The organism is Selenomonas dianae (assembly GCF_030644225.1).
Lineage (GTDB): Bacteria > Bacillota > Negativicutes > Selenomonadales > Selenomonadaceae > Centipeda > Centipeda dianae.
On the sequence record NZ_CP128650.1, the window covers coordinates 1,573,747 to 1,597,014 of the forward strand.

Consider the following 23,268-nt stretch of genomic DNA (forward strand, 5'->3'; position numbering starts at 1 on the left):
TCCCGCCTTTCCTCAAAAGAACCGGTTCAGTACGACGACCGTGCGTCCCTTCTTCGTCTGCCCGCGCACCTCCGTCACCTCGACACGTCCGCGTCCGCGCATGGAGAGCACATCCCCCTCCTTGATCGTCTTGGACGCGCTCGCCGCACTCTGCCAGTTCAGCTTCACCTTGTCCGCCGCAATATCCTCCGCCGCACGGCTGCGCGAGATGCCAAATCCCGCCGCGACGATGGAATCAAGGCGCAGCGAGGCAACCGTAGCACGGATCTCCTTCGTACGTTCTTCGCGCGAGGCAATTTCCGCGAGATTCGAAGGTGATGTTTTGACCCCAACCGCACCGATCATCGTCAAATTGTTCACAAGGAAATCCGCAATTTTCACATCGCAGATAATCTTTGCCGTATCGGCTGCGGGGAGAATATCTCCGATCAGCTCGCGCTCGATGCCAAGTCCCATGACCGCACCGAGTACATCGCGGTGCGTGAGCCGTGCAAACTGTCCGTTCCACACCGCCTCCACACAGGCGATGGCAAAGCCGTCAGGCTTCCCCGCAAAATCCCTGTGACGCAGCATGGCACGCTGACGTTCCGCCCCCACATAGCCGCCGTCAAAGTCAAGCTGCACCTCATCATACGCCGCACAGATGGTCTCCGCGATTTCCTGTCCGTAAGGATCGAGGAAGGGACTGATACGGAATTTCACCGTCTTTACGGTCGCCTCTGTGAGATCGAGAAGGCGTACCGCCGTTTCCTCCCCTTCTGTTCCACGATAAAAGCGGAGAATCCGCTCCTTCTGCTGTGCTGCCATTACCTTCTCCCCAATTCTTTCGAACGCTCCGTCGCCGCCAGAACAGCATCCATGAACGCCGCACGCATCCCCGCACGTTCAAGAACGCGCAGCCCGGCGGCAGTCGTCCCCGCAGGACTTGTCACCGCAGCCCTCAGATCTGCGGGGGAATGCGCCGACGCGAGTGCCATCTGTGCCGCGCCGAGGAGGGTCTGCCCCGCAAGAACACTTGCCGTCTCCCGTTTCAGCCCCGCCGCAACACCGCCTTCGATGAGTGCTTCGAGGACGAGAAAGGCATAGGCAGGCCCGCTGCCCGACAGCCCTGTCACGGCATCGAGATCGCACTCATGCACCCGCACGGTGCGTCCCGCCGCCCCGAGCAGCAGTTCCGCCAGATCGGATGCATCCGCATCCGCACATCGCCCGCACGCATAGGCAGACATTCCCGCACCCACGGCAAGCGGCGTATTCGGCATCACCCGAATCACAGGATGTACGGGATATGACTCCTCGATTGTCGCAAGGGAAAGCCCCGCAACAATCGAGAGAACGAGCGCGTTCTTCTTGAGCAGCGGCGCCGTCTCGCACATCGCCGCCGCCGCGGCGGCGGGTTTGACAGCGAGGATGAGCACGTCAATACGGGGCAGAAAGGATTCTGCCCCGACCTGTGCGCGTACACCGTATTTTTGCGTGAGTGCATCGCAGCGCATTGCCTTGTGCTCCGATACGCTGATACAGGAGGGCGAAACCGTTCCCGTCTGCACCAGCCCCGCAATCAGTGCCTCCGCCATCGCTCCGCCGCCTATAATTCCGATCTGAATATCGTCACGCATGGCCATTACCTGTTCGTAAACGACATATCATCCCCGAGTCGGTGTTCCTCCTCAGAGTAACTGACGTTGACATTATGCGGCGCACAGAGAAAGACGTTGTTGCTGATCTTCTTGATGTCACCGTTCAGCGCATACGTCGTACCGCTGATAAAATCTATGATGCGGCTCGCCACAGCCTTCTCCGTTTTTTCGAAATTGAGCACGACAGGCTTTTTCTTCTGGAGATTGACCGCTACCTGTTGGGCATCATCAAACGACTGCGGCTCAATGACGATGACATTCATGCGGTACGCCGCAATCACATTGTCAATCGGTGCCGCCCCTGCCGCCCCGGATGTATGCGGAAACTCCGCAAAGGAGGATGCCTTCGGCCCTGTCTCCGTACGGTTCTTTGCACGTGTCCCGATCTCGGTCACAGGAGCAGGTTTCTTTTCCTTTTCTTTTGTGCGCTCCTCTTCCAGATCCTCATTTTCCTCCACGTCGTCCTCCGGCGTAATTCCGATGAACTTCGTTGATATTTTCTTTAAGATGCTCACTGATCTCTCACACTCCTAGGGCGTTATACTGACGTGCGCCAAAAATCGCCGTGCCGACGCGAACCAGATTCGCGCCCTCCTCGACCGCGATCCCGTAGTCATGGGTCATCCCCATCGAGAGGTAGCGGATATCCGCCGTACGCGGTTCACGTTGCTTGGCCTGCTGAAAGAGTTCATACATTGCACGAAAGAGCGGCCGGCACTCCTCCACATCCTCATAATTCGGCGCAATACACATAAAACCCTGCAAGCGGACGCAGGGAAGTGCATCCACTGCCATGAGCAACTCGTCCAGATCCTCGCGGTAAACACCGGATTTTGTATCCTCACGGGCAAGGTTCACCTGCACGAGAATATTCTGCACCTTGCCGAATTTCTCCGCCGCCTTGTTGATCTCGCGTGCCAGACGTAGGGAATCCACCGAATGAATCAGATCGAATTGACGGACGGCGTGCTTCACCTTGTTCGTCTGCAAATGCCCGATGAGATGCCATTTCACCTCGCGCTCCAGATTCTCCGCCTTGTCCAGCGCCTCCTGCACGCGGTTCTCCCCAATGCTCATAATGCCGGCATCAATGGCTTCCCGCATTGCCTCGACGGGGTGGTTCTTCGTCACGGCAATCAGTTCCACAGGAGCCTCCACAGGCACATGGACGCGCCGTGCACGCGCTGCCGCAATCGCCGCACGTACCTCCCGAATCCGCATTTCAATCGTCATATCGTCACTCATCTCAGTTCCATCACCGCCGCCAGTCGCCCCGTCCTGCCGCCGTCGGCACGATAGGAGTAAAAGAAACTGCGGTCACATGAGGTACATATGTCCGCCTGATCGATGTTCTGCGCCAAAACGCCCGCCGCAACCATCTGGATACGATTCGCCGCCCAGAGATCGAGGTGTATCACACCATCGCGTTCCTGTACGATCTGCTCCGCATGGACGGGGAACGCCGCACGAAATTGTTCCGCGACCTCCGCGCCAACGGTATAACAGCCCGCACCGATCGAAGGACCGATGCCCGCAAGCACATCGGATGCCGCCGTGCCGAACTCCTCGCCCATACGTGCAATCGTCTTTTCCGCAATCCGCGCCACCGTGCCCTTCCAGCCTGCATGAACAACACCGATGGCATGATGTACGGGATCATAGAGCAGAACAGGGACGCAGTCCGCAAAACAGAGCATGAGCGCAATACCGCTGTCATTCGTGATGAGCGCGTCCGCATCCGCAAGCGCATCTGCATAGTCCCGCGCACCGCGTCCCGCATCACGCCGCATGACACGCACAATCTCAGTGCCGTGTACCTGACGAATCGTACAGATCCGCTCCGCATCCAGTCCGATCGCCGTAAAATATCGTCTGCGGTTCTCCCACACACGCGTGGGATCGTCGCCGACGTGCAGCGCCATGTTGAGCGTATCGAACGGTGCTGCGCTCACACCGCCCTGCCGTGCCGAAAAGCCGTGCACGAGCCTGTCCTCAGGAAAGATGTCAAGCCGGCCGCTCCACAGGTTGTCCCGCAAGCGGCGCAGTACAAAACTCATACGTCCGTCCTTTCTTTCTTCGCTGTGCAGACACCGCAGCGCACGCATCCGTCAAAACATGGGGGCGTTGCTTTGCGTGCCGCAGCCCGCTCATATTCCTGCCGCAGGTAGTCCTTGGAAAAGCCCATGTCCAGCTGCTCCCACGGGAACAGTTCCTCCGCTCCCCATACCCTTATGAGATAATCGTCGGGCAGCAGCCCCTCCGCACGCATTCCGTCGGCGAGATCCTTCGCTCCGCGCCCCGCAGCCGCGTGGATGAGCGGTTCAGACAGACGGCGGTCGCCGCGTGCAAGGATCGCCTGCACGAGTGCTTCCTTCGGCGACTCAAAATGAACGACGATCTTTTTATGGCGGCGCAGTTCTTGTGTGATTTTCTTCATAATCCCGTCCAACCGTTTTTTCCCCGCCATCGGCATCCACTGAAACGGGGTGAACGGCTTTGGTACGAACGGGTTCACACTGAGTGTCAGCATCCCATGACTGCCCCGCTCATCCATATAGGAACGCAGACGGACGGCGAGATCGATGATCGCATCAATGTCCGCATCCTCCTCGAACGGCAGACCGACCATAATGTAGAGCTTGAAATTTGGAATATGTGCCGCCGCACCGAGATCAATCGCCGTAAACAGGTGATGTTCCTCGATGCCCTTGTTGATGACCGCGCGCATACGAGCACTGCCCGCCTCGGGTGCAAGCGTCAGCGTCTTCAGCCCGCTCGCGGCAAGAGCCTCGACAAGCTCCTGCGTCACCGAGTCCGCACGGAAGGATGCAACGGACATCGACAGCCCCTCACCGAGGATGGAGCGGCAGAGCGCATCAATCTCCGGATAGTCGGAGATCGCCGCCCCCATCAGGCCGATTTTCTTGCCATAGGGAAGTGCCGCACGCACCTGCTTTTCAATAACTGCGAGTGAGCGATTGCGCGGTCGGCGAAAGCAATAGCCCGCCATACAGAAGCGGCAGTGCCGCCCGCAGCCCCGTGCCGTTTCAATGAGGTAGAAGTTAAACTCCGTATCCTCCGTCACGACGACCGTATGCGCGGGATGTACATCGAGATCATGCACCCACTGACGAGCAATCGAATGCGGGGCTCCCTCCTCCGGTGTAAATGCGGCGAGATGCCCTGCGTCATCGTAGACAGGCGTGTAGAGTGCGGGTACATAGACCCCGGACACCCGTCCCAGACGGCGGCGCAGCGCGGCACGGTCGTCCCCTGCAGACTGCCCTGCGTGGTAGGCATCCATCAACGCTGGCATGATCGCCTCGCCCTCACCGATCACAAAGGCATCGACAATCTCTGCCAGAGGCTCGGGGTTGAACGTCGCACACGGACCACCCGCAATCACCAGCGGATCCCGTTCCGTACGCTCTGCCGCGCGCGGGCGCACATGACTGAGCATGAGCATTTTGACAACGTTGAAATAGTCCATCTCGAAGGAAATGGCAAAGCCGATGACGGCGAAGTCCGCAAGAGGTGTCTGCGTCTCCACGCTCATCATCGGCGTCTGCGTGCGCTCATAGCGCGGGAGTTCCGTGCGGTCGGGCAGAAAGAATCGCTCGCACGCCGTATCCTTACGTTTGTTGAGAAGGTCATAGATGATGTGAAGCCCGAGATTCGACATGCCAACGAAGTAGGTGTTCGGATAGACGAGAGCAAAGCGTGTGCGCACCCCCGGCGGATAACGGCAGGCACCGCGCTCCTTTGCAAAGCGATCCTGCAGACTCCTCTTCAGCCGATGATCCAATCCGCACCTTTTCCTTTCGTAAGCACTACTCCTTCCCGCGCCGTGCGCGCAGCGTTTCCAGTTCCTCAATAAAGTTCGTGATGTCATCAAACTTCCGATAGACCGAGGCAAAGCGAATATAGGCGACCTCATCGAAATCCTTCAGCCGCTCCATGACGATCTCCCCGATCTTCTCCGATGGAACTTCGGGTTCTGTACGGTTGCGGATAGTGCGCTCGATCTCCGCAACGAAATTTGTGATCTGCTCCATCGAGATGTCACGCTTGTCACAGGATCGGATGATGCCCGTAAGGAGTTTGTCGCGGCTGAACGGCTCGCGGCGGTTATCGCGCTTGACCACCATGAGCGGCAGTTTCTCCACCACCTCATAGGTCGTAAACCGCCGACCGCACTCACTGCACTCACGGCGGCGGCGGATCGTCGCACCGTCGTCTGCAGCTCGCGAATCGATCACACGACTGTCCGGCTTCTTGCAAAAAGGACATTTCATCGTACTCATCCTTCCTCATGCGCCGTAGTTCAGAACCCCATGATCATGGGAAGCAGCGATAAATGCAGCCGTCATATTCCCATGCCATCGTCCGACAGACGCCACCCGTGATGTCCTCACTGCCTATTCGCCGCACTCCTCGCCGGCTTCGCATCACGCGGATCTGCCGTCGGGGGGGTCTGCTCCGCACGCACGGAAGATGCCGCCGGTTTGACCGCGGTATTTTCCTGTGTGCGTTCCGCCTCTGCTTCCTGCGTACGCGCGGCGGGCAGTGTATCCTTGAGTTCCTGCGTTGTCTTGGTAAAGCGACGTTCCAGAACTTCGCCCTGTTCCCCAAATACACCGAGCTTCTTCCCGTTCAAGGTTACATCCAGTGCACCCGCATTGCCCGCGCGGACGACGACCGACTCCTTGCCCTGCCAGCTCTCAGTCTTTCCCTTTTCAATAATTCCTTCAAAGACACTCTGTCCGTCAACACTGACCTCTGTCCAGCAGCGCTCCGTGAGCGTCACACTCACGTTCACACCGTCTACAGCCGGTGTACGTACCGGGTCGGATGCTGCCGCAGCAGCAGGTGCAGAGGGCTGCTCTGTGTGAACCGGAGCAGCCGTCTCCTTTGCAGGCGCATTGATTGCGGAGATCAATGCCGCCCCCGCAGCCACAAATGCAACAAGTGCGATAATGCCAACGGCGAGCTTTCCGAAAATGCCCGCATAGGAGGATGTCTTGCTCCCAATGGAGATCTTGGAGAGTGATTCATCCCCGACGTTGCTGAGGGAGATACGGCGCGATGCGCCGTCGGGCTCCGCAGGAGGAGCTGTCGGCACAGCGCTGCCTCCATTTTCCTCGGCAAACTGCTGGACGAGAGGTTCGGGATTCATGTGAAGAAAATTCGCATAATTCCGCACAAACCCCTTCGCATAGACCAACCCCGGCAATTCGTCGATATTGCCCCGCTCGATCTGTTCGATATAGACGCCGCGTATACTCGTCCCCTTCTCAATATCGGCGATCGTCAGCCCCTGCTTCTCGCGCTCTCTCCGCAAGATGTCCCCTACCATGAGACTCCCTCCCAGTTTTGCTGCTTCCGTAATTTATCCTTGTAATTATACAATATGTCCCCTGCAAAGACAAATCTTTTCCGACGTTCACTCCTGCCCGCTGAAAAATCCGTATGCTCACTGATTGCAGCCAACGCGGCTTTGATGCCGCTGTATGAGGTCAGCAAGCGAGATATTGTTGAGCACGGAGTTGATGCTGTCGCGCACCTCCTCCCAGATCTGCCGCGTCACGCAATGCCCTGCACGCACACAGCTCTGCCCCTCCGCCTTTGCATTCGTCAGCAGACAGTCCACAAGGGCGATCGGCCCCTCGACCGCCGTGATGATCTGCCCGATCGTCACCTCTGCGGGCGGCAGTGCAAGCGTATAGCCGCCCTGCGCTCCGCGCACGCTCTCCACGAGTCCTGCACGGCGCAGCGGCGCCATCAGCTGTTCCAGATAGTTCTCCGAAATGCCCTGTGTCTTGGCGATCGTCTTGAGGGGAACAACCCCCTCCCCATAATGCAGGGCGAGTTCATAGAGTGCCGTCACACTGTAGCGCCCCTTCGTTGAAAGTTTCATAACATCTCCAAAACGGATGTAGGAATATCAATGCACCGTCATTATAAATGAGTTTCGTTTTCCTGTCAAAGATTCCCTGTCGATCCAAATCCGCCTGCACGCACATTGCCCTGTCCTGCCATATCGCCGTCCACCGTCAGATAGCGGGTAAAGATCCCCTGTGCGATCCGTTCCCCCGCCGCGATATGCACCGCATCCTTACCGCAATTGCAGAGCGGGATGTAGATATGCCCCTCGTTCTCCGCGTTGCCGTAGTAGTCTGCATCGATCACCCCAACGCTGTTCATCAGCATGAGCCGCTTCTTGAGTGCCGTGCTCGAACGAATATAGATGAGCAGAACCTCATCCCGCTGCATATACGCCTTGACCCCCGTCGGCACAAGCGCACATTCTCCCGCCGGAATCACAACCGCCTCTGCCGATGCGAAATCATACCCTGTACTTGCCCCCGTCTTGCGCTGCGGCAGATAAATTCCGGCATTCTCGTAGACGGACACAATTTCAAATCCCCGTGTCTTCATGTTTTCCCCTCAAATAAAAAGCCGCCGCGCCGTACTCGGTGCAGCAGCACGGGTTCTTTCGTCAGGACTCCGAAGCCGACATCTTCACCGGCTGTGCGGGGGTGATGGTTGAAATCGCATGTTTGTAGATCATCTGCTGTTTTCCCATCGCATCCACCATGACGACGAAATTGTCAAAACCGCGCACCGTTCCCTTGATCTGAAACCCGTTCACAAGGTGAATGGTGACGGGAATGCCGTCCTTACGCACCTGATTGAGAAAGTTGTCCTGCAGATTGATGATTTTTGCCGTCACGCCTGAGCGCTCCTTTCTTCCTGCCACGCGTACACATCCGAAAGAATGGCACGCTGAAGTTCTGTCTCCGTCCGTGTATCCGCATCATACCAGCGGATATAGGGCATACGCCGATACCATGTGAGCTGCCGCTTCGCGAAATGCCGTGTCGCCGTCTGAATGGCGGTGATCGCCTCCGCCTCACTCATCTCACCGGCAAGATATGCTGCCGTTTCCTTGTAGCCGATCCCCTTCATCGCAGGCGCGTCACGGCTCACCCCGTGCGCAAGAAGTCCGGCGACCTCATCCGGAAGCCCCGCCGCAAACATCGCTGTCACGCGTGCATTGATGCGCTCATAGAGGTGTGCACGCGCGCGCATCAGCCCGACGACAAAGGCATCGTAAGGCTGCTCTCCGCCCATCAGCGCACTCTCCTGTGAGATGCGCTCATCTCCGTAACGCATGACCTCAATCGCGCGGATCACGCGCCTGAGATTGTTAATGTGCAGCCGTTTTGCCGCTGCGGGGTCATGATGTGCGAGGAAGGAATGCACGCGCTCATTTCCGCGCCGTGCGGCGACGCTCTCCATCGCACGGCGAAAGCGTCTCTGCGCCTGTGCCTCGTTGAAGTCATAGCCCTCGATGAGCGCTTTGATGTAGAGCCCTGTCCCGCCGACGACAAACGGCAGACGCCCCCTCCGTTCGTGTTCATGCACAAGAGCGGCGACGCGTGCGACAAACTCCGTCACGGAGAACTGTTCGTCCGCCTCCAGCACGTCGATGAGATGATGTGCAACGCGTGTACGCTCCTCTGCCGTCGGCTTTGCACTGCCGATATCGAAGCCGCGATAGATGCACATGGAGTCGCCCGAGATGATGTCCGTCCCCAGAGCCTCTGCAAGCTGCAGCGAAAGCTCCGTCTTTCCAACTGCTGTCGGTCCGACAAGGACGAGCAGCGGGTTTTTTTCATGCGCGATCAAAGTTCGATGGTTTCCCCGGGCGCGACGATATTCACCCGCGCACGCGTCATCGCCTCCGTGACCTCCTTGTAGCGATTCACTTCCTGCGCGATGATCGGCCACGTATCGTAGTGGATGGGGATGACGTGTCCTGCATTGAGCCACTGCGCCGCCATCGCCGCATCCTCAAGCCCCATCGTATAGTTGTCGCCGATGGGGAGTACGGCGTAGTCGATCGCATCCTTGCGCCCGATCAGCTGCATATCGCTGAAGAGTGCGGTATCGCCGGCGTAGTAGACAACCTTGCCGCCAATGTAGATGACGAATCCGCACGCAATCCCGCCCGCAACGCCTGCACTGTGCTGGGCGAACGTCATGCGCACCTTGCCGAACGGCAGACCAAGCGAACCGCCAATGTTCATCGGATGTGACCTGATCTCGCCGAGTGCCTGCCCTTCGCAGACAGAGATCACTTCGGGAATCGCAACAATTGCCGCTCCCGTACGCACCGCAATCGAAGGAGCATCGCCGAGATGATCCCCGTGCGCATGCGTGAGCAGGATGAAGTCGCAGGCGACCTCGTTCGCTGCAATACGCGCCGTTGGATTTCCCGTCAGAAACGGATCCACGAGTACCCTATGCGTCCCGTCATCGAGCAAAAAAGCCGCATGACCATAGTAGCTGAATTTTACCATTGCGACCACTCTCCTGTTTCACAGTTCGTTTGTTACGTTTCATTATACGATATGTATAGGTAATGTCAATAGAAAAGCCGCCTCATTCGGGCAGTTCCCGAACGAAGCGGCTTGCATCAAAACACTTACTTGATGCTGAGTGTCAGCTTTTCACCGTTGATGTTCCACTCCTTGCTCGTACCCGCAGGGGCATCATAGGACACGGTGTCAGCGAGCGTAATCTCGCGGATAAACGCCTCATTCTTCGCGGCGATCGCCGTGAGCTTCGCGTTGCCCGAGAGATCCAGCGAGATATGATCTGTGACCTCAAGCCCGCATTCCTTGCGCATCGTCTGTACCTTGCTGATGATCTCGCGGACAAAGCCCTCCGCAAGGAGCTCCTCTGTGAGCGTGGTCTTGAGCGCAACGGTCACACCGCCGTAGCTCTGACAGTTATAGCCCTCCTGCTGCGAAACGGTCACTTCGACATCCTCCGATGTGACCGTGACATCGCCGTCCGCGAGGTGCAGCGTATAGCTGCCGTCGCCTGTGAGCGCATCCTTCACCGCCGCGCCGTCGCTCTCTTCGAGCGCCTTCTTGACCGCGTTCATCTGCCTGCCGACCTTCGCGCCGAGCACGCGGAAGTTCGGTTTCACATGATAGGCGAGGAAGTCCGACATATCGTCGCGGAACGTCACCGCCTTGACATTGAGTTCATCCGCGATGATCTCGACGAAGAACTCCGGCAGCGTATGCTCCGCCTTGATGAACATCTGCGCAACTGGCTGACGGTTCTTGATGTTCGCCGCGTTGCGTGCCGCACGCCCGAGGGTGACAACCTCAAGGACGGTCTCCATATTCTCCTCAAGCTGCGTGTCAATAAGCGCCTCGTTCACCGTCGGGAAGTCCGCAAGATGCACGGAGATCGGCGCAGTCTTGTCCACCGAGCAGACAAGATTGCGGTAGATGCTCTCCGTGATGAACGGTACCATCGGCGCCGCCGCCTTTACCGTCGTCACGAGCGCGGTATAGAGCGTAAGGTAGGCATCCACCTTGTCCTGCTCCATGCCCTTTGCCCAGAAGCGGCTGCGGCTGCGGCGCACGTACCAGTTGGACAGTTCCTCGACAAAGGACTGCACCGCCTTTGCCGCCTCGGTCACACGATAGTTTGCGAGGCAGTCGTCCACCGTGCGCACCATCGTATTCAGACGCGAGAACACCCACCGATCCATAACCGAGAGGCATTTGTAGTCGAGCGTGTGCGCTGTCGGATCGAAATTGTCGATGTTCGCATAGAGGACATAGAACGCATACGTGTTCCAGAGCGTCCCCATGAACTTGCGTGCGCCCTCCTGCACCGCATCGTCGGAGAAGCGGTTCGGCAGCCACGGCGCACTGTTCTCGTAGAAGTACCAGCGGATCGCATCTGCGCCGTGACGGCGCAGCGCGTCCATCGGCTCGACCGCGTTGCCCTTCGACTTGCTCATCTTCTGCCCGTTCTCGTCCTGCACATGACCGAGAACAATGACGTTCTTGTACGGGCTCTTGTCAAAGAGCAGCGTCGAAATCGCAATCAGCGAGTAGAACCAGCCGCGCGTCTGATCGACCGCCTCGGAGATGAAGTCTGCGGGGAAGTACGTCTCAAAGACATCCTTGTTCTCAAACGGATAGTGCCACTGCGCGAACGGCATCGCGCCCGAGTCGAACCAGCAGTCGATGACCTCGGGCACGCGGTGCATCTCCTCACCACACTTTTCGCAGGGAAATGTAATCGCGTCGATGTACGGACGGTGCAGTTCGATGTCCGCAGGACAGTTCGGTTGGAGCGCACGCAGTTCGGCGATGGAGCCGACAGCGTGCTCGTGCCCGCAGGAGCATTTCCAGATGTTGAGCGGCGTGCCCCAGTAGCGGTCACGGCTGATGCCCCAGTCCTGCACGTGCTCGATCCAGTTGCCGAAACGCCCGTCGCCGATGGTCTTCGGAATCCAGTTGACCGTATTGTTGTTCGCAACGAGCGCATCGCGCACCGCCGTCATGCGGATGAACCACGAGGCACGTGCATAGTAGATCAGCGGCGTGTCGCAGCGCCAGCAGTGCGGATAGCTGTGCGTAAACTCGGGTGCTTTGAACAGCTTGCCGCTCTTTTCGAGATCCGCGAGGATCAGGGGATCGGCATCCTTTACGAAGATCCCCGGCCAGTCCGTTTCCTCCGTCATCTCGCCCTTGTCATTGACAAACTGAACAAACGGCATTCCATACTTGCGGCAGACACGGTTATCGTCCTCACCGAAAGCGGGCGCCATGTGAACGATGCCCGTGCCGTCCTCCGTTGTAACGTAGTCGTCGCAGGTCACGAAGAACGCCTTGTCCTGCACGTCCTTGTCCACAAACGCATAAAGAGGCTCATACTTGCGATACTCAAGGTCACTGCCCTTCATCGTCGCAAGGATCTCGCGGTCGCCCCACGAGTCCGCGAATACGCTGTCCATCAGTGCCTCAGCGAGATAGTAGACCTTGCCGTAAACGCGCACCTTCACATACGTCACATTCGGATTCACGCAAAGGGCAAGGTTCGACGGGAGCGTCCACGGTGTGGTCGTCCATGCGAGGAAGTAGGCATCCTCGTCCGCTGCCTGAAAGCGCACGATCGCCGAGCGCTCCGTCACATCCTTGTAGCCCTGCGCGACCTCGTGCGAGGAGAGCGGTGTGCCGCAGCGCGGGCAGTACGGGACGATCTTGTGTCCCTGATAGAGCAGCCCCTTCTTCCAGATCTCCTTCAGCGCCCACCACTCGGACTCAATAAAGTTGTTCTCATAGGTAATGTAGGGGTGTTCCATATCCGCCCAGAACCCGACGACATCGGAGAACTCCTCCCACATCGCCTTGTATTTCCAGACGGATTCACGGCACTTCTCGATGAACGGCTCGATGCCGTAATCCTCGATCTGATCCTTGCCGTTGATACCGATCGCCTTCTCGACCTCAAGCTCGACGGGCAGACCGTGCGTATCCCAACCTGCCTTGCGGAGCACCTTGCGCCCCTTCATCGACTGGTAGCGCGGCAGCATATCCTTGATGACGCGCGTTAAGACGTGACCGATGTGCGGACGGCCGTTCGCCGTCGGCGGACCGTCGTAGAACGTGAACGTCTCACAGCCCTCGCGCTGATCCACCGCCTGCTGTGCAATATGGTTTTCGCGCCAAAAATCCGCAACGGCTTTCTCACGTGCGGCAAAATTCAAATTGGTATCTACTTTCTCGTACAAAGAAACCCCTCCCGTAGCGTAGTCACGTCATTCTAGCACACGGAAGGGGATTTTTCAAGGAACAGACGGTATCTGCCCAAGATTTCCCTTGGGAATCGCTGATAAAATGAAGTCCGTCAGATTGACGTAGATTTTTTCGTCCGAACAAGGAGGCAAACCGGACGCATAGCAGGGCTATGTGGAGGATTTGCCGACACAGTGCGGGCAAAAAAGATGCGTTAAGATGGCGTGGCTGAATTTATCAGTGCTTCCCTTGCACCTTGATGCAAAGAGTGGTATAACCAACGATGGATATATTTACACAGTGGAGGGATCTCATGCACGCATTCAAACATTTACTCACTGTCCTGCTATTATGCACGCTATGTATCATCCCATACACCGCCTCTGCCGCCGATACGAACGCAGACTACCGAGGCTATGTCTGGCGCATCGACATGGCGGCGGGCAATGCGGCGGAGCTGCCGCACAATTTCCGCACGGCGGGATCGCCGTTCCAAACGCGGACAGACGCAGCGAAGTTCGGTGTCGACCCGAACTATACGCCCTCTCGTGAGGGACTGGATGTCCTGCCGCTCTCGGGAAGCGCGGAGTTCTCCGTCCCTGCCTTTCACGCGCTGCTGAAAGACCTGCACACGCGCGCAAAGGGCTCGATCTGTATCGTCGATCTGCGGCAGGAGTCGCACGGCTTCATGAATGGAAATGCCGTCAGCTGGTACGGCAAGCACGACTGGGGCAATATCGGCAGGACAAAACACGAGGCACTGCGTGACGAAAATATGCGTATTCGCAGTGCACAAGGCAAAGATGTCATGCTCGCACACCTCGACAAGAAAAAGCAGCCAAAAAATCCGCAGACCGTCCGCGTCACGGCGGCGATGACGGAGCGCAAGCTGGTCGAGGATGCAGGCGTGCGCTACGTCCGCCTCGCCGTCACCGACCACAAATGGGCAGACCCGCAGACCATCGACAAATTTGTCGATCTCGTGAAAAAAATGCCTGCGGACACATGGATGCACTTTCACTGTCAGGCAGGCAAGGGACGCACGACCAGCTTTATGGCGATGTACGATATGATGAAAAATCCCTCCGTCCCACTGAAGGACATCCTCTATCGTCAGTACCTGCTCGGCGGAGCATACCTCGCCTACGACCCGACCACGCATCATGCACCGACGGGATGGGAGGATGCAGACTACCATCACAAGTCAGAGATGATCGCAAAGTTCTACGACTACGTTCAGCAGAATCACGAGAACGACTATGCCGTTCCGTGGAGTATGTGGCTGAAGAAGAATCCATAAGAGGCTAAGAAAGCCCGCACATCAAATGCAATGTGCGGGCTTTCTTATTCTTTTATTGCGGCTTGATATGCCCGGTCTGATACGCACGCAGGAGGGCATGGAGGTCGGCGATCTCGTCCATAATCGCCGCGCCGCGATCGGTGTCGCGCACAAGACAGCTGCGCGCCTGCAGTTCGACCGTCTGCGAGACGGATTCGATGTCACGGTTCTCACGCAGTGCCTCACGCACATTCGCTACGGTCTGATGCTGGAGAAGGCGCAGACCGCGCGAGTTGTAGATGAGCGTGTAGCCCGAGATGCCCGTCTTGGAGTGATAGGGCGTCGCAAAACCGCCGTCGATGATGATCGCGCGGCCATTCGCGCGCATGGGGCTCTCCCCCTTCTTCACCTTCACGGGGACGTGCCCGTTGATGATATGTCCGTGCTTTGCGTCAAGCCCGAACTCCACGAGGATTTTCTCGCAGATTGCTTCCTCCTTGATGAGGCGGAAATACGGATCCGCCGGCTCTTTCCACGTCGATTCATCTGAGATGAAGGAACGCTCGAACGTCGTGAACGAGCGACCCGAGGTTGGCGCAAGCAGTCCGCACCAGAGGAAGTACATGAAGTCCAGCCCCTCCTGCGTGTGTTCGTTCCACGCCGCACGCGCCTTCTCCTCGCAGAAATCCATCCACGCGCGTCCCGTATATTCCTCGCCCTTGTAGGTAATGGTGCGGAAGCTCCCATCCTCGTTCATGGGAACACAGCCGTGGAACAGGAGATTGCCGTTACAGCACAGATACATACTGCCACGCTCATAAAGATAGTCCACATGACGCTTCAATGCCTTGCTCTCAATGAAGTAAGAACGCAGATCGTCAATGATGTGCCGCTCCTCCTCCGTCAGTTCGTAACAGTTCGCGCCATCGTCAATCGTCGGGAAATAGGCACTCTCAAGTTCCACGCGACGCCCATTATTGAGGGTAACGTAGGACGATCTGAAATCAATCTTATCGAGGAGCAGACGATCCTCCATGTGGAAATCCGGATTGCGCTTGACGAGCTTCCCTTCGAGCTTGAACATCATCATCGAGATCGCGCGCTCCGCCGCCTTGATCGGATTCTCGTCGGGGTAGATGCGTGAGGCAAACGTCGAGAGCGGGCGCAGACTGATGCCGTAGCCGCGTTCCAGTACGTCTGTATTGCGGTAGCGCAGCGAGTTACGGATGACCGCCGCGATGCATACCTCACTGCCGAGCGCCGCCCCCATCCATAGTACATCGTGATTGCCCCATTGGATGTCGACGGACGGGTGCTGCATCAGGAGGTCAAGGATGCCGTCGGGACGGTCGCCGCGGTCGAAAAAGTCGCCGACGATATGGATGCGCTCGACTGCAAGCCGCTTGACAAGCACGCTGAACGCCTCGATGAAGTCCGCGCCGCCGCCGATGTCCACAATCGTCTCGATCAGCTGTTTATAGTAGTAAAGCTGCGCCTCATCCAGTTCGGGACGCGTACTCAGCAGTTCCACAATGACGGATGCGTAACGCTTTGGAATGAAGCTGTGCATCTTGTTCGCCGGAAATTTCCAACTCATGAGCTTTGTGAGTTCGAGCAAATTCGCAATGTTCTGCTGATACCAAATCGCGTCTGCCTCGTCCTTTGCCGTCATCTGCTCCACCTTTTCGCGCGGATAGTAGATGAGCGTGCAGAACTCCGCTTTCTCCTCCTCCGTCATGCGTGCGCCGAAACAGTAGTCCACCTTTTCCTTGATGACCCCCGAGCAGTTGTTGAGGATGTGAAAGAACGAATCGTATGCGCCGTGCAGATCGCTCATGAAGTGCTCCGTCCCCTTCGGCAGCATGAGCTGCGATTTCAGATAGACGATTTTCTCGTAGACGATCTCCTTCGTCGGGTACTTCTCCGCCATCAGACGGAGCACCTTTTCCCGCTCCGCCTTTATCGTATTTATGCTCATATCGCTTCCTCCTGCGAAATATTTTTACTCTTCTGTATTCTAACACTAGAGAGGAGGATTTTCAAGAAAACGAAATGGGCAAATCCACAGCTCTGTGCAACTCCAAAGCAAACCCTAGTGGAGCAAGTGAGTAAAGTGTGCGTTTCGCCCCCTGCGGATTTCTTTCGTTCAAGCGCAGCGCGTTTAAGAAGTCCGCAGGTATTTAGGCGAATAAGCACACGATCACTTGCGTAACGAGGCGTTTGCGTGGAGTGCACAGGCACGGCTTCAAAGCAGTCTCTTCCCGCGCAGAAATTCCTCCGCGACCGCGTGCGGTTCCTTCCCCTCGCTCTCGACAGCGTAGTTCATCGCTGCCATCTCCTCATCCGTAATACTGTCCGTCAGCTTCTCCAACACAGGCACAAGCTCCGGATGCCGCTCCAATACCTCGGCACGCACAACGTTGCCGCAACGGTAGGACGGGAAAAAGTTCCGATCATCCGTGAGCACACGCGCATCCGCCGCCGCAAGCTGTCCGTCTGTCGTGAACACAATCATCACATCAATTTGCTTGTTTGCGAGTGCCTGATATTTCAGCCCAATATCAAGGTCGACCGTGCGGGCAAAATTCAGCCCATACGCCTTGCAGAGCGTAGGATAACCATCCGCACGCTCAAAGAAATCGTACTCCGCACCAAAGGTGAGTTGAGGTGCGACGCGGCGCAGGTCAGAATACGTGTGCAGATCATACTGCTCCGCAATCTCACGCCGCACGGCAATGCCGAACGTATCGTTGAAGCCGTACATCCCGACCCAACGCATCGCAAAATGCCGCTCATATTCCTCGGTCAGCTGCGGAAACAGTTCCTCGCTGTATTTTGACGCCTCCTTGAGCACCATGTTCCAACCCGTTCCCGTATACTCCGGGTAAATGTCGAATGCGCCGCTCTCCATCCCGGGGTGGATGTTCGACGTGCCGCCTCCGACGCCTGCTGTGATGCGTGCTTCGAGCCCCGTATCGTGCTCGATGACCATTTTAAGCATCTCGCCCATAATCAGCTGCTCCGTCATTGGCTTTGTCGCAACGTGAACGACATCCGCCTTGCCGAAGAAGCCGTAGGTCACTGTGCTCACGGCAATGAGCAGTACGGCAGCTGCCCCCGCATAGGCAGTGCGTACGTTTCCTGTGATACGTGCGGGGCATTTCAGCCACGCCTCGACCTGCCCCAGTGCGCCGTCCACCACGAGCGCAAGCACGGCGATCAGGAGGCTCCCCGCAATCGTGAGCGCGGGGTTGTTCGTCGTGATGCCGCGATAGATGGCGACACCGAGACCGCCCGCACCAATAAAGGACGCAATGCCGGCAAGTGCAATCGTCATCGTCGCCATATTGCGAATCCCGGACATGATGACGGGCATCGCAAGCGGAATCTGAACGCGCGTCAACACATGAAACGCCGAGCCGCCCATGCCGACTGCCGCCTCCACAAGCGAGGGCTGTATCTGCGCGAGCCCCGTATGCGTCGCGCGCACCATCGGCAGGAGTGCGTAGATCGTGAGTGCAATGATCGCCGAGCGGTTGCCGATGCCGAAAAACGGAATCAAAAATCCGAGCATCGAAATCGACGGGATCGTATAGAGGAAGTTCACCGTGCCAAGCGTCGGTGCCGCCGCGCGCTCATAACGATGAATGAGGATGCCCGCCGCTCCGCCGAGCACGACAGCGATGCCGATTGCCGCCCCCGAGATCCACAGATGCTCAACCAAAAGCTGTACAAAGAACGCACTGCGTTCTGAAAAGATGGAAAAAACTGCGTGCAATAGCTCCATGTCGCATCTCCAAAATGTAATTTATATTATCACAACAACTGGATTATACCATAGAAACGATGTGCACACAAGAAAATCTTCCATAACAGTAGAAAGCGATTCGTTTCCTATACGAGAACAACCGCTTTGCCAAATCCATTTTGTCCTTCAAGCCAGCGATGTGCCTCCGCCGTCTCCGAGAGGGAAAAGACGCGCTCCGGCTGCACGCGAACACGATAGTTTTCAACATACGCAAACAGTTCACGCAGACGTTCCTCACGCACATTTCCCGAATAAAAGGACGTAAGGGAATCGCTGATAAAATGAAGTCCGTCAGATTGGCGTAGATTTTTCTGTCCGATTGAGGAGGCAAACCGGACGCATAGCCAAAGCTATGTGGAGGATTTGCCGACAAAAAGCGGGCAAAAAAGATACGCTAAGATGGCGCGGCTGAATTTATCAGTGCTTCCTAAGGTATGCATCCTCCGCAAGATCGACGATGGGGTCGAATTCCTCAAGGAACCACTTCCCGCCGAGCTGCCCCGTACTGCACAGGACACCGCCGCACCTGAGATGCTGCATGCTGTCTTTGATGGCAGCGGGTCCGACCAGATCAAGGATACGGTCATATTGCTCCTCGGTATCGAGTGTCCCGTTCGTCTCGGTCACAACATCGCTGTATCCTGCCACGTGCAGCTGCTCTCCCATCTCCGCGCGCCGTGTCGTCCCAACGATGCGCATCTGAGGAAACTGTGCACGCAGGAGACGCAGAAATGCGATGCCGACACCACTTGCTCCGCCGCGCACACGCACAAGAGACCATCCATCCTTGACCATTGGGCGCGGCACATCGGTATAGACGAGAGCCTCCGGTCCGCCGGGCTCATATACAACAACTGCTTTCATTTTTGTTTCCTCCCAAGCATAAATCATTTTCTTCAATACTACTATTTTCTCACTGCAAATGGCAAGGAGGCGCGAATGGATTTGTCACAGCCCGCCGCCTATGCTATAATGCCCCTGTATGAACTAACCACGCAGGAGTTGAGCGTCCTTGAAGAAATTTTTCTCCACATTTTCCCATTTCATCGCCAGTGTCATTCTCGCGACGGCTGTCGCCGGATATTGGTACATAGCGGGAGATTCCTCGCCGCAAACAGCGTCCGAAATCTTCCTAGGCGTATTCCTCGCCGCCTCGCCGCTTCCGTTCATGGTTTCCCGCCGGCTCATCGCCCTCAGGATCAAACGCCGGCTGCGGGACACTGCCATCACCTGCAGCCGCATGGGCGCGTTGACTGAACTGTTGCAGGTGGACACGGTTGCATTCAACCGCAACGGCACGCTCACGGAGGGCAATGTCTTCATCTCCGCGCTCATCCCCGAGGGCATGACACAGGGCTCACTCCTCGCGCTTGCCGCGAGTGCCGAGCGTGAGGCGACGCATCCCTATGCGCACGCGCTCTACGATACCGCCGTCCAGCGCGGTCTGCATCTACAGCGTCACTCTGCCGCACGTGAAACGGAGAGCTTCGGCGTGGAGGCACTGATCGCACGCACACCCGTACGCGTTGGAAAAAAGGAATGGCTACAGGAAGAAAACATTGAAATCAGTGCGGCACTTCTCACACGTGCCGATCAGCTCGCCACGAGCGGACAAACGCCGCTCTTCGTCAGCTCAAGCAAGTACGCGCGCGGCATCATCGCCGTCCGCGACGATGTGCGCGCCGAGGTGCGGCGCGCCCTGAACGCACTCAAGGAGCGCGGGCTCAGCCTCATTCTCCTCACGGGCGAGACGAAACGTCTCGCAAACGCGACGGGCAAGGAGCTGCGCATCAGCGAAGTGCGCTCCGATCTCACGGGCGTGGACAAGGCACGCGAAATACGGCTGCTCCAATCGCGCGGCGCAGTTGTCGCAATGGTAGGCGATCCAACGGCAGATCAAGCTGCCATGCGTGCGGCAGACATCAGCATCGGCTGTCCATCCGCCTACGAGAAGCCACCCGCAGACGAAGCGGACGAGATGCCGCACGATCCGCTGCACGAGGAACTCCTGCGCGGGCCGGACAGCACCGAAGATGCGCCCTCCATCGAGCCGCTCATGCCCCCGGAGGATGCTGCCTACTTCGAATCACAGGCACTGCGCAATCAGGGACGATCCGCGAATTTCGTGCCGGACATCACCCTCGATGCCGCAGGACTTCCGAGTCTCGTTTCCCTCTGGGACACATGCAACGCTGCACGCACGCGTGCGAAGCAGAACCGTTGGCTCGGGATCCTTTTTCTGTTGCTGTTTGTTCCTGCCGCAGCAGGCGCATTCGAGTTCTATGGCGGCGTTCCTCTCCCCTATCCTTTTGTCACGGGAGCACTGGTACTCCTCCTCGTGATGCTGATTGCAAATGCGTTTCGAGAATAGCACTAACGAATACTTATTCCTAAATAATTAAAATATTCATTTATCTTGTATTGCTTTTCGACCTGTGATATAATTCACCAAATCAGGGGGCTTTTGTCACAAAAAATATGTGACAGCCACGGTGATGTTATCATGGTTTTTATTTTAGGAGGGATTTAGAAATGGAAGAAGTGCTGCTGTCACGATGGCAGTTTGCAATCACCACCATCTATCACTTTCTCTTCGTCCCCGTCACTCTCGGCATGGCGATCTTCGTCGCACTGCTTGAGACGTGTTACGTGAAGACGAAGAGGCCGGAGTGGAAGAAAACCTGCCGGAAGCTCGTCAATTTCTTCGGCACGCTCTTTCTCATCAACTTTGCGATGGGTGTTGTCACAGGTATCGTTCAGGAGTTCCACTTCGGCATGAACTGGTCGGAGTACGCACGCTTCATGGGCGACATCTTCGGCGCACCTCTGGCGCTTGAGGCACTGACTGCGTTCTTCCTTGAGTCAACGTTCCTCGGCATCTGGATGTTCGGCTGGGACAAGCTGTCCGAAAAGGCGCATCTCGCCTGTATCTGGCTCGTTGCGCTCGGCAGCAACCTGTCGGCGTTCTGGATTCTCGTCGCCAACTCTTTCATGCAGCACCCCGTCGGCTACACGATCGCCAATGGACGCGCGGAGATGGCAAACTTCTTTGAACTCATCACGAACCACTACATCCTCGGCGAGCAGTCGCACACGCTCTTTGCGGGCATCACGACAGCGGGCTTTGTCGTCATGGCAGTGTCGGCATGGAAGCTGCTCCACGATGAGGAGTCGCGTTATGCGTTCACGCAGACGCTCAAGGCGGGCGCACTCTACACGATGGTCGGTGTTGTCGGTGTCATCGCCAGCGGTCACCTGCACACGCAGTACCTTGCACAGGCGAGTCCGATGAAGCTCGCGGCGATGGAGGCGCTCTGGGAGACGGAGGATCCCGCACCGTTCGCCGTGCTCGCCTATCCGAACATGGAGAAGGGCAAGAACGATTTCGAGATCACAATCCCCTATATGTTCACGATCATGGTGCATGACAACATCAAGGGCGAGGTGCGCGGCATCAACGATCTCCAAAAAGAGGCCGTGCAGAAGTACGGCGAGGGCGACTACCGCCCGCACGTCACCATGCTGTTCTATGCGTTCCGTGCAATGGTCGGCGCAGGGTTCTTCATGGTGCTCGTTTCGTTCGTCGTGTTCTATCTGGCGAAAAAGGACAAGCTGTTGTCCGGAAAGCCGCTCCTGCGTGCGCTCCCGTGGCTCGTGGTCGTCCCCTTTATCGCAAACTCCTGCGGCTGGATTGTCGCAGAGATGGGGCGTCAGCCGTGGCTTGTGGTCGGACTCCAAAAGACGATGGACGGCGTATCGCCAAATCTCACCTCTGCTGAGATCATGATTAGCATGGTCGGCTTTACGGTGGTCTATCTGCTGCTCCTGATCACGGCGCTCTACCTTGCCTTCCGCTTCATCCGCCGCACGCAGATCACACCTGCCATCGAAGGAGGGAAGTAAGAATGGACTACAATATTCTCTGGTTCGTGCTCATCGTCGTCCTCTTTACGGGATTCTTCTTCCTGGAGGGATTTGACTACGGTGTCGGCACGCTTCTCACGCTTCTCTCGGACAAAGAGAGTGACCGTTCCCAGATCATCCGTACGATCGGACCTGTCTGGGACGGCAACGAGGTCTGGATGATCACGGCGGGCGGTGCCACCTTTGCGGCGTTCCCGCATATGTATGCAACGATGTTCAGCACGTTCTACCTCGCGCTCTTTCTCATGCTCATCGCGCTCATCCTGCGCGGTGTCGCGTTCGAGTTCCGCCATCACCGCGAGGATGCCGCATGGCAGCGCCGTTGGTCATGCGCGATTGCGTTCGGCAGTATCGTCCCTGCATTCCTTTGGGGCGTTGCCGTTACGAATCTGATTGCAGGTCTGCCCATCGGCGCAGACAAGATTTATCAGGGCAATTTCTTTGGTCTTCTGACCCCCTACACGGTGATCGGCGGTCTGACCTTTGTCACAGTCTTTGCCTTCCATGGCGCGGCATTCCTGCGCCTGCGCCTCACGAGCACCTACCTCCTCGACCGCGCACGCGTGCTCGGTCTGAAGTTCGGTGTCGCTGCGGCACTTCTCTACGTGCTCTGCATGATCCTCACCTATGTGGAGACGGATCTCTATGCCAGCCCGCTTGCCACAGGCGCACTCGTCTTCTCGGCAGCAGCGTTTGTAGCAGGGCTTGGCGCAATGTATAAGGGTGCTCAGACCTCCGCGTTTGTCCTCGGCGGTCTTGCGATTGTCGGAACGACGATCGGCTTCTTCGCAGGACTCTTCCCGCGTCTCATGGTTTCAAGCCTCAACTCCGGATGGAGCCTCACGATCTACAACGCATCCTCGACGGAGTACACGCTCTCCATCATGACGATTGCGGCGGCAATCCTCGTGCCCGTTGTCCTTGCCTATCAGATTTGGACCTACTACGTCTTCCGCAAGCGTATCTCACCAAACGATGCGGAACATCAAGCATACTGACAAC

At 57.3% G+C, this 23,268-nt stretch carries 22 protein-coding genes; 4 read left to right on the forward strand and 18 right to left on the reverse strand.

Annotated elements, in window-relative coordinates; genetic code table 11:
• Nucleotides 1-12 precede the first annotated feature (12 nt).
• The 14 genes from QU667_RS07770 to ileS form a co-directional block, all read right to left on the reverse strand.
• Nucleotides 13-807 (reverse strand): YlmH family RNA-binding protein, encoded by a 795-nt coding sequence (locus QU667_RS07770; protein WP_304986639.1) that lies wholly within the window; start codon nt 805-807, stop codon nt 13-15.
• On the reverse strand, nt 807-1,619 hold the full coding sequence (gene proC, locus QU667_RS07775) for a pyrroline-5-carboxylate reductase (RefSeq protein WP_304986640.1): 813 nt from the start codon (nt 1,617-1,619) through the stop codon (nt 807-809). Before proC ends, QU667_RS07770 begins: the two co-directional genes overlap by 1 nt.
• A 5-nt stretch (nt 1,620-1,624) precedes the next feature.
• On the reverse strand, nt 1,625-2,155 hold the full coding sequence (locus tag QU667_RS07780; RefSeq protein ID WP_304986641.1) for a cell division protein SepF: 531 nt from the start codon (nt 2,153-2,155) through the stop codon (nt 1,625-1,627).
• Between the two features lie 7 nt (nt 2,156-2,162).
• The gene (locus QU667_RS07785; RefSeq protein WP_304986642.1) at nt 2,163-2,885 is read right to left on the reverse strand and encodes a YggS family pyridoxal phosphate-dependent enzyme; all 723 of its coding nucleotides are present in this window, start codon (nt 2,883-2,885) and stop codon (nt 2,163-2,165) included.
• The gene (pgeF, locus tag QU667_RS07790) at nt 2,882-3,697 is read right to left on the reverse strand and encodes a peptidoglycan editing factor PgeF (protein WP_304986643.1); all 816 of its coding nucleotides are present in this window, start codon (nt 3,695-3,697) and stop codon (nt 2,882-2,884) included. Before pgeF ends, QU667_RS07785 begins: the two co-directional genes overlap by 4 nt.
• Nucleotides 3,694-5,445, reverse strand: a complete 1,752-nt coding sequence (locus tag QU667_RS07795; protein WP_304986644.1) for a radical SAM protein — start codon at nt 5,443-5,445, stop codon at nt 3,694-3,696. Before QU667_RS07795 ends, pgeF begins: the two co-directional genes overlap by 4 nt.
• Nucleotides 5,446-5,470: 25 nt before the next feature.
• Entirely contained in the window at nt 5,471-5,935 is a 465-nt protein-coding gene (nrdR, locus tag QU667_RS07800; RefSeq protein ID WP_304988432.1) for a transcriptional regulator NrdR, read from the reverse strand.
• 116 nt (nt 5,936-6,051) lie between these two features.
• The gene (locus QU667_RS07805; RefSeq protein WP_304986645.1) at nt 6,052-6,996 is read right to left on the reverse strand and encodes a helix-turn-helix domain-containing protein; all 945 of its coding nucleotides are present in this window, start codon (nt 6,994-6,996) and stop codon (nt 6,052-6,054) included.
• Between the two features lie 117 nt (nt 6,997-7,113).
• Nucleotides 7,114-7,557: an RrF2 family transcriptional regulator gene (locus tag QU667_RS07810; RefSeq protein ID WP_304986646.1), complete on the reverse strand. Its 444-nt coding sequence runs from the start codon at nt 7,555-7,557 to the stop codon at nt 7,114-7,116.
• A 65-nt stretch (nt 7,558-7,622) separates the two neighbouring features.
• The gene (locus QU667_RS07815; protein ID WP_304986647.1) at nt 7,623-8,078 is read right to left on the reverse strand and encodes a dCTP deaminase/dUTPase family protein; all 456 of its coding nucleotides are present in this window, start codon (nt 8,076-8,078) and stop codon (nt 7,623-7,625) included.
• A 61-nt stretch (nt 8,079-8,139) separates the two neighbouring features.
• The gene (hfq, locus tag QU667_RS07820) at nt 8,140-8,373 is read right to left on the reverse strand and encodes an RNA chaperone Hfq (protein ID WP_304986648.1); all 234 of its coding nucleotides are present in this window, start codon (nt 8,371-8,373) and stop codon (nt 8,140-8,142) included.
• A complete protein-coding gene (miaA, locus tag QU667_RS07825) occupies nt 8,370-9,332 on the reverse strand; it encodes a tRNA (adenosine(37)-N6)-dimethylallyltransferase MiaA (RefSeq protein ID WP_304986649.1) in 963 nt (320 codons plus the stop codon). The genes hfq and miaA overlap by 4 nt, the downstream gene beginning before the upstream one ends.
• Nucleotides 9,329-10,006, reverse strand: coding sequence for a metal-dependent hydrolase (locus QU667_RS07830; RefSeq protein WP_304986650.1), 678 nt, complete (start codon nt 10,004-10,006; stop codon nt 9,329-9,331). Before QU667_RS07830 ends, miaA begins: the two co-directional genes overlap by 4 nt.
• 125 nt (nt 10,007-10,131) lie before the next feature.
• Complete coding sequence (gene ileS, locus QU667_RS07835) at nt 10,132-13,251, reverse strand: isoleucine--tRNA ligase (RefSeq protein ID WP_304986651.1); 3,120 nt, start codon at nt 13,249-13,251, stop codon at nt 10,132-10,134.
• 317 nt (nt 13,252-13,568) lie between these two features.
• Between ileS and QU667_RS07845 the strand changes: the two genes are divergently transcribed.
• Complete coding sequence (locus tag QU667_RS07845; RefSeq protein ID WP_304986652.1) at nt 13,569-14,555, forward strand: phosphatase domain-containing putative toxin; 987 nt, start codon at nt 13,569-13,571, stop codon at nt 14,553-14,555.
• Nucleotides 14,556-14,607: 52 nt separating this feature from the next.
• On the opposite strand, the gene QU667_RS07850 is transcribed toward QU667_RS07845, so the two are convergent.
• From QU667_RS07850 to QU667_RS07870, 4 genes are all read right to left on the reverse strand, one after another.
• Nucleotides 14,608-16,512, reverse strand: coding sequence for a fructose-1,6-bisphosphatase (locus tag QU667_RS07850; RefSeq protein ID WP_304986653.1), 1,905 nt, complete (start codon nt 16,510-16,512; stop codon nt 14,608-14,610).
• A 267-nt stretch (nt 16,513-16,779) separates the two neighbouring features.
• Nucleotides 16,780-18,321, reverse strand: coding sequence for an ABC transporter permease/substrate-binding protein (locus QU667_RS07855; RefSeq protein ID WP_304986654.1), 1,542 nt, complete (start codon nt 18,319-18,321; stop codon nt 16,780-16,782).
• Nucleotides 18,322-18,428: 107 nt separating this feature from the next.
• Complete coding sequence (locus tag QU667_RS07860) at nt 18,429-18,584, reverse strand: zinc-binding dehydrogenase (protein ID WP_304986655.1); 156 nt, start codon at nt 18,582-18,584, stop codon at nt 18,429-18,431.
• 175 nt (nt 18,585-18,759) lie between these two features.
• Entirely contained in the window at nt 18,760-19,206 is a 447-nt protein-coding gene (locus QU667_RS07870; protein WP_304988466.1) for an MDR/zinc-dependent alcohol dehydrogenase-like family protein, read from the reverse strand.
• Between the two features lie 148 nt (nt 19,207-19,354).
• Here QU667_RS07870 and QU667_RS07875 point away from each other — a divergent pair, with 148 nt between their 5' ends.
• The 3 genes from QU667_RS07875 (at nt 19,355) to cydB (ending at nt 23,264) form a co-directional block, all read left to right on the forward strand.
• On the forward strand, nt 19,355-20,713 hold the full coding sequence (locus QU667_RS07875) for an HAD-IC family P-type ATPase (RefSeq protein ID WP_304986656.1): 1,359 nt from the start codon (nt 19,355-19,357) through the stop codon (nt 20,711-20,713).
• A 161-nt stretch (nt 20,714-20,874) separates the two neighbouring features.
• Nucleotides 20,875-22,245: a cytochrome ubiquinol oxidase subunit I gene (locus QU667_RS07880; RefSeq protein WP_304986657.1), complete on the forward strand. Its 1,371-nt coding sequence runs from the start codon at nt 20,875-20,877 to the stop codon at nt 22,243-22,245.
• A 2-nt stretch (nt 22,246-22,247) separates the two neighbouring features.
• Nucleotides 22,248-23,264 (forward strand): cytochrome d ubiquinol oxidase subunit II, encoded by a 1,017-nt coding sequence (cydB, locus tag QU667_RS07885; protein WP_304986658.1) that lies wholly within the window; start codon nt 22,248-22,250, stop codon nt 23,262-23,264.
• The last annotated feature ends 4 nt before the right edge of the window (nt 23,265-23,268 follow it).

Excerpts from the sequence above, each read along its gene's own strand:
- QU667_RS07770 (WP_304986639.1), bottom strand. The coding sequence starts at position 807 with ATGGCAGCACAGCAGAAGGAGCGGATTCTCCGCTTTTATCGTGGAACA.
- proC (WP_304986640.1), bottom strand. The coding sequence starts at position 1,619 with ATGCGTGACGATATTCAGATCGGAATTATAGGCGGCGGAGCGATGGCG.
- QU667_RS07785 (WP_304986642.1), bottom strand. The coding sequence starts at position 2,885 with ATGAGTGACGATATGACGATTGAAATGCGGATTCGGGAGGTACGTGCG.
- pgeF (WP_304986643.1), bottom strand. The coding sequence starts at position 3,697 with ATGAGTTTTGTACTGCGCCGCTTGCGGGACAACCTGTGGAGCGGCCGG.
- nrdR (WP_304988432.1), bottom strand. The coding sequence starts at position 5,935 with ATGAAATGTCCTTTTTGCAAGAAGCCGGACAGTCGTGTGATCGATTCG.
- QU667_RS07805 (WP_304986645.1), bottom strand. The coding sequence starts at position 6,996 with ATGGTAGGGGACATCTTGCGGAGAGAGCGCGAGAAGCAGGGGCTGACG.
- QU667_RS07810 (WP_304986646.1), bottom strand. The coding sequence starts at position 7,557 with ATGAAACTTTCAACGAAGGGGCGCTACAGTGTGACGGCACTCTATGAA.
- QU667_RS07815 (WP_304986647.1), bottom strand. The coding sequence starts at position 8,078 with ATGAAGACACGGGGATTTGAAATTGTGTCCGTCTACGAGAATGCCGGA.
- QU667_RS07830 (WP_304986650.1), bottom strand. The coding sequence starts at position 10,006 with ATGGTAAAATTCAGCTACTATGGTCATGCGGCTTTTTTGCTCGATGAC.
- QU667_RS07845 (WP_304986652.1), top strand. The coding sequence starts at position 13,569 with ATGCACGCATTCAAACATTTACTCACTGTCCTGCTATTATGCACGCTA.
- QU667_RS07850 (WP_304986653.1), bottom strand. The coding sequence starts at position 16,512 with ATGAGCATAAATACGATAAAGGCGGAGCGGGAAAAGGTGCTCCGTCTG.
- QU667_RS07855 (WP_304986654.1), bottom strand. The coding sequence starts at position 18,321 with ATGGAGCTATTGCACGCAGTTTTTTCCATCTTTTCAGAACGCAGTGCG.
- QU667_RS07870 (WP_304988466.1), bottom strand. The coding sequence starts at position 19,206 with ATGAAAGCAGTTGTTGTATATGAGCCCGGCGGACCGGAGGCTCTCGTC.
- QU667_RS07880 (WP_304986657.1), top strand. The coding sequence starts at position 20,875 with ATGGAAGAAGTGCTGCTGTCACGATGGCAGTTTGCAATCACCACCATC.
- cydB (WP_304986658.1), top strand. The coding sequence starts at position 22,248 with ATGGACTACAATATTCTCTGGTTCGTGCTCATCGTCGTCCTCTTTACG.